We start from the raw sequence: 11,587 nt of genomic DNA on the forward strand, positions 1-11,587 counted from the left end.
GAACCGCTCGTAAAAACCTGGACAAAGCTACCCAAAAGTAGTCAATGTTAGACATCTACGTTGGTAATTTTAGTCCACAATCCTAAAAATACAGGAATAAACGGCAATCCCTCTATTCCCTTCATGAAGTTGGGAATTACTTTTCTCGCTATATTTATGCTGCCATTGGTATCAGCATTGATTGTTTTACCAGTGGAGGCTCTATACAAACCACGCTGAACACGTTTCCCACTAAAAACAGGCTTGGTCTCTATCTTGTTGTAAATCGGCAAATTATCACCATCTAAAGCACTCGCTTTTGACGTGTAACTTTCCTCGGTCAAGGTAACAACAATCCCTACCAATTGTGCTTTATAGGTCAATAAATTAATCAGTTTGGTATGGGGAATATTGGTAAATGCTTGGTTATTTTTTTTGCCAAGGTTGATTGACTGCTTCCATCCTGGGTTTTTGCCGATAATTAACTGACCAATATCGTTCAACTGACACCAATCAATTACACGACGACTCGCAGTATGAAGATAGTTGTCAATTCTTCTGTTTCGCTTACTGTTAAGTGCTTTGATCTGTCTGACCGCTTCTATGGATTGTGATGCGGCTACCCGTTTATTGAAGAATTGGTTAATACTTTTTAATGGTCTACCATTAATCAACAGCGGCTTGATGCCGGGATGATTGGATGTTATAGCCATCAAATTGTTTAAACCAAGGTCTACACCAGCCACATATTTCCCGTGGCATAAGGGTGTGTCATTAACTGTGTAAATAACTTCAATAACATAATGGTCAAGCTTGGGAACAATCCTTACTTGGTCTACATTTTTAGCTTGAGTAGCAAACTCAATATTAGTCTGAGATAGTTTAACATTCCCTTTAGTCAAAGCAGGTTTTGATATTGCATCTATCGGATAAATGACAAGATTTCTGCCATGCTCTTTATGCTTGTATCCTGGTATTTTCGGTTTGCCCAGATATTTCTCAGGGTGTTTTGACCAATCTTTAAGTGCAGCCAACCATCCTTTCCAAGCCTCAGCAACTCTCCGAACAATCTGTTTGCTAATTTTTGTTGGTAGATATCGATAAGCTTCTAAGTTTTTAGTCTGGTGGTAAATATTGATGGAATTGTAATATTTATTGGTTTCAAAAAAGTATTGGCGCTGGACGTAGTTAGCAGAGTTGTATAGATGTTTAGATTGTAATGCTAAGTGGTCGCATTCCTTCCAAAACCTATGCTGTCTGTTAATTACGTGTTTTTCTACTAGCTGCATTTGACTCGACATGAGTAAATGTATTGTGCTTTATATTATATACGGCTATCATCGAGCGTCAACATGGTAGGTGAAAAAGATAATAATGACTCCAAATGCAGATTCCTCGCCCCGCAAGACGCCCGCATCTGCAATCCAATAGCACTCTTGCCAAAAACAAATTAAACTAGGGGCAAATAGTCTCGCGTGATGTGGAACGAATTGGGTACAAAGCTACTCAAACAGTAAAGGATGGGTAGCTTTGTCCATAAATTAAGTTACAGTTTAAAACCCCTATCGTTTTTTACACCATACTTTTATGATTTGGTCGAGCACTTTTTGAAATGCGATCGGACTTTTCCCAAAAATTTTGCATTCCGTCTAGCAACTCAAACCAGAGAAACCTCCAATAATTCTTGTTCGATAGGCAAGCGAACCTGCTCGCTTACTGGCTTTCGTGGAACAGGAGTCTGATAGAAGCACAGAGGAAGAAAGAGTCAAACCATTGATTTTATTGATTGCCCGCTTGTTGCAGCCGCAGCAGCTCAGCTTGAATGCGCTGTTTGACTGCTGGATTTGCTTGCAGTAGCAAAGTGAGCTGGTTGAAGCGACTAACTGTCAAACCGTTGGTTTCTATAACTTTTTTAGCTTGTTGGCAGTAATTCACCGCGATGCCGCGAACACCTCCAGACAGCCTGTTAATTTCCTGAGTTTCGTTGCACACTACTCTGGGAACCGAGCCTCCAGCCATTCCTTTAATTTCGTTATAAGCTTCTACCCGTCTGGGTTCTATTGCCAACAAAGAGCGAGCGTAGCTAGTAATTTCGGCATTGCTAATTTCTTGAGCTTGGGCGGAGGCTCCGAATCCGAGACTTGGGGATTGTCCGTACAAACCGGGTATCCATCCGCCAGCCAAAGCTGCTGCAGACATGATGCCTGCAAACAGCGATTGTCGCAGCATCCGGTTAAATTTAAATTTAGAGGTGTTGAGTGAGGTGTTCATGGTCGTCGGTGATTGCTTGCGTATAGATAAAAATGACACAGCGCTGGGCGGCTCAATCTTTTTGAATCGTCTGGTGGCTAAAAAGTTCCTGGCCGGAGTGACAATCTTTAATTCAACTAAAAGGATTTGGTAGTTGCTACAGCGATCGACTTTTTAGCAAGTTGAATAGTTATATCTATCCTAACATCTCACCAGAAGTTGGCAGAACACAACATTTAGACGGTCATTTTAATTGCAGAGCGTTTCCGAATTGCCTCTACAAATAATTCTCACAGCTCAAATATTAAATAATTCTAAAATTACTTGACAAATTACTCGTATTTAGATCGGAACACCTGCGTGTCATACCGTTTGAGATATGAGATTTGAGATGTGAGATTTGAGATTGGCGAATTGTATAATGACCGATCGAATCAGGGTGTTGAGCGCGGGGCTACAATTACATTATTTTCGATCGTGTCAAGCCAGAAACTCAACTTGGTTTGGCTGCTGACAAAGCCGGAGCCGGGAGCATCTATATTTTATTTTAATCCGTGCCAGATGCCGTGCGATCGCACGGGCCGAGCTCGCACTCATACAAAAAATGCTTTTTACTTTCGACAAGATGCTCTCACCCTAGCCGGAACTAAAAATCAAGTTTCAATACCCAAGACAGAGGCAGCACCAGGGAAGCAGACACTAAAATCTTGTTATCAAAACTCGCGCTATCTGTTTTCGGCAATCGCCTGCTGCTACCTTCGATTCGAGTCTGCGCTTCCTCAAGTTTGGGGCTGCAAAAACTTGTCGGGGAATCACCCAGAAACCGGGTTTTTCTACCAAAGAAGATCGTTACAGCCACCGACAAAAGTAGAAAAACCCGAAACGCTTGAATTTTTGTGCCTAAGTCCTCTTGTCATGTCGATCGCAGATAGCGAACTTTTGCAAGGGTTTTCGCAGCAGCTTAACAATTATTAATTACCGATTTCCCATGAAAACTCAAAAAGAAATTTGGCGAGTCATCCTCGCAGTAGCTATCGGTACTGTCGGCGTGCTGCACTTTGCAGTACCCGCACCCTTTATCAGAATCATGCCGCCCCAGCTTCCTTACCCGGAAGCATTGGTTTATATCAGCGGTTTTTTCGAGATTTTGGGCGGAATTGGGCTGTTAGTTCCCCCAGTCAGCAGAGCGGCGGCGTGGGGCTTAATTGCCTTATTTATTGCCGTGTTTCCAGCTAATATCAATCAAGCCGTCAACAGCATCCCCATAGAAGGGATTCCCCACAACCCATTAGTGTATTGGTTCAGGCTGCCTTTTCAAGCTGTATTGATTGCTTGGGCCTGGGTTTATACCCAACCAGACGAAGGTAAACCACGGGCTTCTATAGTTCCAGATACGACAGAAAACGCCCAATGAAGCAGTTCGACTACCATGCGGATTTTAAGAACATCGACTTTCGACAGCACCCGGAACTTTATCGGGTGGGGAAAGGAGAACAAGGAGTGCTGTTGGTGGAACCCTACAAAGGAGAAATTCTGCCTTTCTGGAGATTTAAGACTCCTGAAATTGCCAGGGAGTCCAGCAGCAAAATTTATTCCTTATTCTTAGAGTATCTCGATCGCTCGGATTTTGTGGGAGCGGACATGGCCCGCAAGTTCTTGCAGATGGGGTACACTCGATCGCGCCGCTACGCCAACCACAAAAGCGGCCGCAAATACCAGCAGAACCCTCAAAAGCTGCCGTCTGTTGCAGAACAAACGGCAGCTCGAAAAGATATTTTGCCGCTAGAACCAGATCCGGTGAAAGCAGAATCCGCCGCCATTTTTCAAGAGAAATGGATGCTGGCCAAAACCAACGAGAAATATCTCCAGCTTTTAGCGGCACACCGGCAGATGTACGAATCTTCTTCCAGCAAGTCTGAGGATTGACATACCGTTACAAAGACTCAGAACTTACCAATTATCCCCCGCTGCTGCAGTGGAGTTGTCCTGGGAACATCTGTGTTTTGTAAAAAGCCTTTTTTTTGAATGCTGTCCGCGCTCGCTTGATGGTATCAGCTCTTCGATCGCGACAGCACTTAATATAACAGCAAAACACAGACGATCGCGTTGTGCTTGACGAGTTCGGGGCTGCACCGAGCAAGTGCGGCCCTACTATTTACTCATCATCTTCTTCTGTTTGCCACTGCCGCCAAAGTTCAAAGGCATTAAAGCCCCTGTATTGCAGGTAGTTCAAGACTTTGCCCTTGGTTTTTGGATCTACTTTACCGATCGCGCCGATCTTGTATTTCCGCAGGACTTTGGCTTTTAATTCTGCCAGTTTTTCGGTTTCCGAGTCCTGATTTTCGGCAATTTCTTCTTCCCAGACTTGCTCGAATAAATCGCTAGTAATTCCTTTTTGCAGGCACTTGCGCTTGATGGCGGATTTCCCGTATTTGCCCGCAGCACTTGCGATCGAGTTTGCCACCAAGCGAGTGTCAGACTGATAGCCCCGGTCTTGAATTTGCGCGGTCGCCTCCAATATTTCCTCATTGCCAAAACCTTTCTCTTGCCCCTTTTTGCGAAGTTCAGAGGCACTGTAGTCTTTGCGAGACAAGAGAAAATAGAAATAGTCAAGACAGCTCATCAGTTAAATCGCATGGTGGCGCGCAAATACTCGTGTAACGAATGCAAATCCAGTAGCCTTAACCGAGGCTGACTGCATCCCGCTCGCCTTTATTCTTCTGTATCCTCCTCATCTGCCAATTCCACCTCTGGTCTGTCGGCATCGATCTGAATCAAGCGAATGTGCTTGTATCCGAGTTTAATTTCAAACTCGTCTCCCGGCTTTAATCCCATTTCTTGGGTGTAATTTGCCCCGATCACGATCGAGCCATTCTTGTGAACGCTAGCGCGATAACTCGCTTCTCGTCCGCGTCCGTCTGCTTTAGATTTCTCTAGCTCAATGCCCTTAGCAGCTAATACTGCATCGTAAAACTCAGCCAGGTTAATCCGTGTTTCTCCACTCTTGCTGACGGTGAAGTAGCCGCAAAGCTTTGCAAGTTCTCTGCGAGGCAAATCGCTGCCTTTGATTTTTTGAAGCAGACCTTTTCCTGTTAAGGGTGCTGTCGCTGTTTCTGCCATTGACCTTACCTCGGTTATTGGAGTTTACTTATATCAATTACAACACATTAGATTAACTTTGTTTCACTGTCAATACTAAGAATTAAAAAGATCGGATTCTGGATAAATTTCTGCAGCCTCAAAACTGGGGGTGCAACTCGTGGATGCTCGAAGGGCGATTTATTTGCTGCTGGCGACTAAAAGGCTTGTCTGAACCCTTGGAGCGATCGCAGCAGGAATTATTGTCGCAAATTAAATGCTTTACTTTTTTACAGTAAAGTCTGTTCCCTGCATTCACCAATCCAGCTCCTGTCAGCAGTCAAAGTCAAAAACAAGACAGACATGAATGGAAATACCTAGAGCGCGATCGCTGCAAATCTGCCGAAAGCATTTACCCGCGCGGGGTTAACTTTTACCTCAACAAGGCGAGGCAGCACTTGTTCTTGATGCCCTGCCGGCCAGCTAGTTGTAAACCCTGTTTTTCGGGCTGCCAATCCCCTCAAAACCCCAAATACCGAGTCGCAATCTTCTATTAAGGTGTTCGGCATATAAGTGGCACAGAAAACAGTCCGGGGAGGGCAATCCGGTAAAAATTCAAGCAAATTTCACCGCTTGGTTGAACGGGTTTTAGCTAAAACCAGACTCGATCGGCCCTTAGCGGCAGAAACATCGCGCAGCCAGCAGCAGGGGAATCAGCTATTGCACATTTAAATTGTGTGCGGTGATTGAGGGGAAGAGTGGAGAGAGGGACAGAGGGAGTGGGAGGAGGATTTTCGATGCCGTCGAAATATACAAAAATTTAAATATCGCAACAGCTTCATGCTATTTTCCCTCGTGACAAGCGAATTTTTTGATCGTACCCGCCACGCGATTTATCCGTAGAATCAATCCTTGCATGGAAAATCTCAAATCAGAAGAGTCCGATCCTCGATCCGTGGGGTCAATCCTGGCATGGAAAATCTCAAATCTCAAATCGAATGACGCTCGCTATGTTCTTAATTGTCAAACTCTGGCTGTGATTTTCTGCTGCGGCACGACGAATGCTCGATCGAGCATTCCGCGAATTATACCAATTTCATAAAGTTATGGTACTACCGAAAGTTTGACTCCCCCCCTTGATAAGGGGGGGTTGGGGGGGTAGATATGTAGCGCTATTTTATGAATTTGGAATTACACCAATTTCTGATACCGTTTTCAATCCCAGAATGCAGCGGCCGGCAAACTCCCAACCCTTATCCAACAAGTCATTCTCGATCGAAAATCTCCAATCGCCAATCGCAAATACTCTGATTTTGACTCAAAAGTACGTCGCTCCTGACAGAAGAGCACCATTCATAAGCTCTTAAAAACCGGGTTTCTGAACGAGAGATATAGGTTGTGATGCTAAATTTGCGGTCAGAAACCCGGTTTTTGCCACAGGTGCAAGACTGCGATCGAGCGACGTACTTTCGATCGCACTCCTAGACGCACCGAAGGTCAAAAACCCTGAAAAAATCGACGAAAATCCTTCTTATTAACCGCAGTAAGGCTAAAAAACTTGCTAGTTGAGCGAACTCGAAACTAAAATTTGAACGTCTTGATGCGTCCGCCAACGGCAGCGCCGGCGATCGCTTTTAGTGCTGCTGTTGGATGTAATTTTGCGACAGAGGAGTCCGTATCTCCGGCAGTAACTGTTCCGGTTTCGCGGTTCGGTGCTGCAAGTACCGCAACCCAAAAAAGCCAGCACTCACAGCAACGGGCAACAAGCAAAGCGTCAGCGCCAGAAATTTTTGCAATCCCGGTTTTTTAAACGCTTTCTGAGGCTGTTGGGGGGCGCGATTTGGTGGGACAACCGCAGACTCAGAATCGGGAATAGAGTTCGGTGAATTAGCAGCCGGCGGTCGATCGATCGGGTTCGCCCAATCCCTGCGCTCTTTTAGTCGATCGGGATTATATTCCCAGACTTCGCCCCCATCACTGTCTGGCTCATCCAATCGATCGATCGGCCTTGGCGGATATTGGGCGATCGCCGAGAGCGAAGAGTGCCCCTTCCATTCCGTACCCGACGCGCCCGCCGAATAGGTTCCCGGCGCGATTATTTGCACCCCTGGCGCGGCATCGGCGCTAGGGGCTGCAGCGCCCGTCAGATAGCCGTCAAAGTCCGGGTGCTGGTAAAGAATCGGCAAAGCCCAGTATAACTGGTGAGAACCGTAGGCAGAAATTAGTCCGGCCCTGGCCCGACTCAGACTGAGATCGACTGGATAGCCTTGATTGAGGTTGCGGTAAAACAGTCGCGTCAGAGTTAGGGCTACATCGTCGGGGATGCTTTCTGCCATTGCCAACACTGCTGGAATACCTCGCTTGACTAGAGCTTCGGTTAAGTTGCGTTCCGGACTGTCCTCGGTAATGTCTGAGGGGTTGCCGTAGGCGCCGCGGCAGGAGTTGAACACAGCCATCTGAATGCCGTTGTTGACGAGCAATCCGGCTAAGTCGTCGCCGCTCAAGGTTTCGGTTAAGCCGGTGCGGCGGCTCACTAGGTAGAGCTCGCCACCTCTGGAACCTAAGTTGCTGTGGCCTGCGTAGTGCAGAACTTGGTACTGTCCTTGTTCTAGGGCTTGGGTAAGCTGTTCTCGATCGGGATGTTCGAGAATAGTCAGTTGAATTTCCGGGGAATGGGGGCTGTTTTTGAGGGGATTGGCGCTGCGGTTTTGCAGTTCTTGTTGCAGGTGGAGCACTTCTCGCGAAAGCTGCAAGTTGTCTCGATCGCTGGGAGAGGCGATCGCCATTAAAATTTTTAGAGGCCCGCCGCTGGGCAGTATCCGGGTTTGTTTGAACAAACTTGTACCTGGCTGGTAGCGGGAAAATACGACATCGGTGCCTGTTGCCAAAGGGCGATCGCCCGCGTGCAGAACTTCCCACGGCAGCCGCGGCAAGTGCCTGCCTTTGAGTCCGAGCCGCAGTTGCAGCACTTCTCGGCGGTGCTGGGCGATGCCTTGAGCGCAAGTCCAACTATCGCGCAAGTTTCCTTGAAACAGCCCGCTGTATAACTGTTGTCCGAGTGCTACTAAATTCGGCGCTGAGTGTTTTCCCGATCGCGACAGTCCCCGACCCGCAGTACCGGTTCCCTGGAGCAAGCCCACCAAAGGGTCGTTCATCAGTTGAGCAGACAGCGCCAGCCATTCGTCGATCGGCCAGCGGACTTGTTGTTCTGCCAAAGGTACACCGGGTGCAACCTTTTCTGTCCGCACTAGATATTCATCGTCCCCAACTGGGGTAACTGAGAGTTTAAATTCCTGGCTCACCGATTTAGCGCCCTCCCGCCTCAATTCTGAATTTGCCTGCGTTTTTGCAGCTAGCAACAGCGACCGACAAACTGATTTTTACTCTTTGAATGAAAGTTTCTGAATGCGCTTCCCCCGATCGGGCGATCGCTAAGCTCAAATATATTTGTTCAAACACTTTGAGGGTATAAAACTTGTACTTTAATAACAGTTTATTAGTTTTGATTGCCCTGTGGCTAAGTGAAACCGGAATTTTCTCCAATTTTGCGATCTTTAACATTTTGCACCTCTACCGCAGACCCCTTTACATTCACCGGGAACTTGAGTTTGTCATTGCTGAGTAAAGTTAAATTGGAGGCACTTTACCAGGCGGATCTCTAGTTCTTATTAAAATTACTTCAGCTCTAACCAACCGGTTTCAGGGCCATATCAAAGGCAAAGCTGAGTAATTTTTTTTTTGCCCCGGCGCGCCCGATCTCTCCTCACCGCTTATCCTCTACCACCAACCCCCCCATCTGAAATCTTGATTTTGTGTCAATTAATTAATTGGTCAGCCCAAAACCTCATCCGCAAGCCGATCGGGGCATTGAAGATTGGGGCGCTGCAGATTTACTTGCAGCTTTAAATTTGGCAGCTTGAACTTTCTTCTAAAATTTGGAGATGTCCGCGACAGAAGTAGGCGGCACGGTACTCGTTTTTGGGATGGAGCGGCGGCAATCGCCAATCGAGCGATCGATCGACTCTCGATAATTGCTAATAGAGGGTTGCTTTTTGACACATTTTATGTTATTGTTTGCTTTGATATTTAAATCTCTTAATTTAACTAAACTTAAGCAAAAACAATCAAGTTAACAAAGGCATAATTTTTAACAATACAATAACTCTAAAATTATTCCCGTCCTCTCAGACAACAATCATTTTTACGATCGAGAAAACCAATCATCGCCAGTCGATTTGAGATTTGAGGCTATCCCGAATTCGTGACCGCCAAAGCCGACAGGCTGTTTCGGATATTTGCGGGAAAATATTAGATTAACTTATCACCCAAAGTTCAGGAGAGGTTTTTTTGAAATCAGATCAAATCCTCTCTTCATCGGAATAGTAAATTCGAGTCAACAGTCAACAGTCAACAGTCAACAGTCAACAGTCAACAGTCAACAGTCAACCGTCAACAGTCAACAGTCAACAGTCAACAGTCAACAGTCAACATCACCAGACGGTGTTACCGGAAATGATATCAGTCTTAAGATAGATAGATTTTTGCTGAATTGCTTGTATTGCAGGAAAAACATATTTTTTCAGTTCGATCGCAGCAGGTCGATCGAGATCGAATTGCCGAACAGAAAATTAAAACAAATATTTGCGGTGGTAAAGTATCTAAATTTGTAATAAATCATCGGGAACTAAAATTAAGAGCGCACAGTCACTGACAAAAGCATTCAAATCCTTAAGTCAGGGAAGGATTTGTCAGAGCTGGGAGTGTTACAAAACTTCAATGCACCAGGCTCGATCGCAGAAAAAACCAGGGTAAAATTTTGGGGATAAAGGTTTTGGGTAGTTATGTAGGAGTTGTGTGTTGCGAGTTGAAATTCTGCTGGGTCACTGTAGAAAACACGTAGAAAATCTACGGTTGGGCGCACTTCGGTGCAGCTTGCTGTAGAAATTACGGAGAACATCAAAAGCGATCGGCACTTCGGTGCAGCACTTGCGGTGTAGGTGACGGCTGAATTATTTTTGTGCGTTATTGCCCAAAATAAAACTCGCAGCGCCAGCGCAATAAACTCTGGCATTTTAAATAGCATCTATAACAGAAAAGTGGAAACCAGCGGTTAGAGCAAAGGAAAGTATAAAATTCCAATTTGTTGCTTCTGCTGCATCCTCTTTGCTGATAAACTGATTCTAACAATCTCATATCTCTTGGAGAAAATATTAACGATGGAAGAAGAAATGTTGTTAGGAAATGTATCGGGAACACTTTTTCCCGATCGCGATCGAACACAAATTTCTGACGCGACAGAAACCAGTTTGTTTGCACCGATCGCCCTAGATGACGAAGAACCAGAGTTCGGACTTTCCGCCGGCGATCTCGATCGGCTAGCGGCTTTCCGCAGCGCCGCCGCGATCGATTCTGATAGCGACTTAGCCAAATTAATTGACGATGCGATCGCCGAAAACAGCGGTAGCAGCAGTAACGGCCAAATTCCGAATCCGTCTGAGGGCGTATCCGAAACAACTGCTGACGATGACAGCACAATGGCTGAATTTAACGGCATCCCCGAAGAAAGTGCCGGCAGCACAGATGACGGAGAAGATGATGGCAGCGGCAGCGTTCGCCAAACCCTCGAAGGTACCGATGACGATGACTTAATTGTCGGCACCACCGCTGACGAGGTGATATTCGGCAAAAAAGGCCGAGACAGAATGAGAGGAAACGGCGGCAAAGATCGGCTTTACGGAGGTAAAGATGACGATGATTGCGACGGCGGCGATGATGATGACGAAATAAGAGGCGATCGCGGTAACGACATCGTTAACGGTGGCCAAGGCGACGACAAGGTTTATGGCGGTAAAGACAACGATACTCTTTTTGGCGGCAGCGACCAAGATACCTGTTTTGGCGATGACGGCGATGACTGGGTAAACGGCAACGACGGAAATGATGAGGTTGACGGCGGCGGCGGCAGCGATACCCTGTACGGCGGTAAAGGCGACGACGACTGCGAGGGCGGTGAAGGCAACGATACCGTCAGGGGCGATCGGGGCAACGACAACGTTAGCGGCGGCGATGGCAACGACAGCGTTAACGGCGGCAAAGATAACGACACCGTAATGGGCGGTGCAGGCAGCGACGTTTGCGACGGCGACGACGGCGACGACAGCGTGATGGGCGGCACCGGCAACGACACCGTGATGGGCGGTGCCGGCAACGACGTTTGCGATGGCGGCGACGGCGACGACAGCGTGATGGGCGGCGACGGCGGCGACACCTTGATGGGCGG

The 11,587-nt window shown here is 46.8% G+C and carries 14 protein-coding genes; 6 read left to right on the forward strand and 8 right to left on the reverse strand.

The window, feature by feature from the left end:
* Window positions 1–47: 47 nt before the first annotated feature.
* Window positions 48–1,268 (reverse strand): RNA-guided endonuclease InsQ/TnpB family protein, encoded by a 1,221-nt coding sequence (locus WBA89_RS29365; protein ID WP_424411147.1) that lies wholly within the window; start codon window positions 1,266–1,268, stop codon window positions 48–50.
* Between the two features lie 490 nt (window positions 1,269–1,758).
* Window positions 1,759–2,208: a DUF4168 domain-containing protein gene (locus tag WBA89_RS29370; RefSeq protein WP_424411148.1), complete on the reverse strand. Its 450-nt coding sequence runs from the start codon at window positions 2,206–2,208 to the stop codon at window positions 1,759–1,761.
* Between the two features lie 414 nt (window positions 2,209–2,622).
* On the opposite strand from WBA89_RS29370, the gene WBA89_RS29375 reads away from it, so the two are divergent.
* Genes WBA89_RS29375 through WBA89_RS29385 form a run of 3 tightly spaced genes read left to right on the forward strand, consistent with a single transcriptional unit; the run spans window position 2,623 to window position 4,155 of the window.
* Window positions 2,623–3,204: a hypothetical protein gene (locus WBA89_RS29375; RefSeq protein WP_424411149.1), complete on the forward strand. Its 582-nt coding sequence runs from the start codon at window positions 2,623–2,625 to the stop codon at window positions 3,202–3,204.
* A gap of 13 nt (window positions 3,205–3,217) precedes the next feature.
* Window positions 3,218–3,643: a DoxX family protein gene (locus tag WBA89_RS29380; RefSeq protein WP_424411150.1), complete on the forward strand. Its 426-nt coding sequence runs from the start codon at window positions 3,218–3,220 to the stop codon at window positions 3,641–3,643.
* Window positions 3,640–4,155, forward strand: coding sequence for a DUF4385 domain-containing protein (locus tag WBA89_RS29385; protein WP_424411151.1), 516 nt, complete (start codon window positions 3,640–3,642; stop codon window positions 4,153–4,155). The genes WBA89_RS29380 and WBA89_RS29385 overlap by 4 nt, the downstream gene beginning before the upstream one ends.
* Window positions 4,156–4,384: 229 nt before the next feature.
* Here WBA89_RS29385 and WBA89_RS29390 read toward each other — a convergent pair whose 3' ends face one another.
* The 3 genes from WBA89_RS29390 to WBA89_RS29400 all read right to left on the reverse strand — a co-directional run bounded on the left by WBA89_RS29390 (window position 4,385) and on the right by WBA89_RS29400 (window position 5,876).
* Window positions 4,385–4,852 carry a regulatory protein RecX gene (locus WBA89_RS29390; RefSeq protein ID WP_424411152.1) on the reverse strand — a complete coding sequence of 156 codons (468 nt, stop codon included), beginning with the start codon at window positions 4,850–4,852 and terminating at the stop codon, window positions 4,385–4,387.
* Window positions 4,853–4,941: 89 nt separating this feature from the next.
* Complete coding sequence (locus WBA89_RS29395) at window positions 4,942–5,349, reverse strand: AbrB family transcriptional regulator (protein WP_333424658.1); 408 nt, start codon at window positions 5,347–5,349, stop codon at window positions 4,942–4,944.
* 335 nt (window positions 5,350–5,684) lie between these two features.
* The gene (locus WBA89_RS29400; protein WP_424411153.1) at window positions 5,685–5,876 is read right to left on the reverse strand and encodes a hypothetical protein; all 192 of its coding nucleotides are present in this window, start codon (window positions 5,874–5,876) and stop codon (window positions 5,685–5,687) included.
* A 4-nt stretch (window positions 5,877–5,880) separates the two neighbouring features.
* Between WBA89_RS29400 and WBA89_RS29405 the strand changes: the two genes are divergently transcribed.
* Window positions 5,881–6,039, forward strand: a complete 159-nt coding sequence (locus WBA89_RS29405; RefSeq protein ID WP_424411154.1) for a hypothetical protein — start codon at window positions 5,881–5,883, stop codon at window positions 6,037–6,039.
* 902 nt (window positions 6,040–6,941) lie between these two features.
* On the opposite strand, the gene WBA89_RS29410 is transcribed toward WBA89_RS29405, so the two are convergent.
* Both WBA89_RS29410 and WBA89_RS29415 read right to left on the reverse strand, forming a co-directional pair.
* Window positions 6,942–8,609 carry a CHAT domain-containing protein gene (locus WBA89_RS29410; protein ID WP_424411155.1) on the reverse strand — a complete coding sequence of 556 codons (1,668 nt, stop codon included), beginning with the start codon at window positions 8,607–8,609 and terminating at the stop codon, window positions 6,942–6,944.
* A 4-nt stretch (window positions 8,610–8,613) separates the two neighbouring features.
* Complete coding sequence (locus WBA89_RS29415; RefSeq protein ID WP_424411156.1) at window positions 8,614–8,868, reverse strand: hypothetical protein; 255 nt, start codon at window positions 8,866–8,868, stop codon at window positions 8,614–8,616.
* A gap of 734 nt (window positions 8,869–9,602) precedes the next feature.
* Here WBA89_RS29415 and WBA89_RS29420 point away from each other — a divergent pair.
* Window positions 9,603–9,977: a hypothetical protein gene (locus WBA89_RS29420; protein ID WP_424411157.1), complete on the forward strand. Its 375-nt coding sequence runs from the start codon at window positions 9,603–9,605 to the stop codon at window positions 9,975–9,977.
* 50 nt (window positions 9,978–10,027) lie between these two features.
* Here WBA89_RS29420 and WBA89_RS29425 read toward each other — a convergent pair whose 3' ends face one another.
* A complete protein-coding gene (locus WBA89_RS29425) occupies window positions 10,028–10,378 on the reverse strand; it encodes a hypothetical protein (protein WP_424411158.1) in 351 nt (116 codons plus the stop codon).
* 145 nt (window positions 10,379–10,523) lie between these two features.
* Between WBA89_RS29425 and WBA89_RS29430 the strand changes: the two genes are divergently transcribed.
* On the forward strand, window positions 10,524–11,587 hold a 1,064-nt coding region (locus tag WBA89_RS29430), incomplete at its 3' end, for a calcium-binding protein (RefSeq protein WP_424411159.1).

The sequence above is a fragment of the Microcoleus sp. genome, from assembly GCF_049646505.1.
Classification (GTDB): Bacteria; Cyanobacteriota; Cyanobacteriia; order Cyanobacteriales; family Microcoleaceae; genus Microcoleus.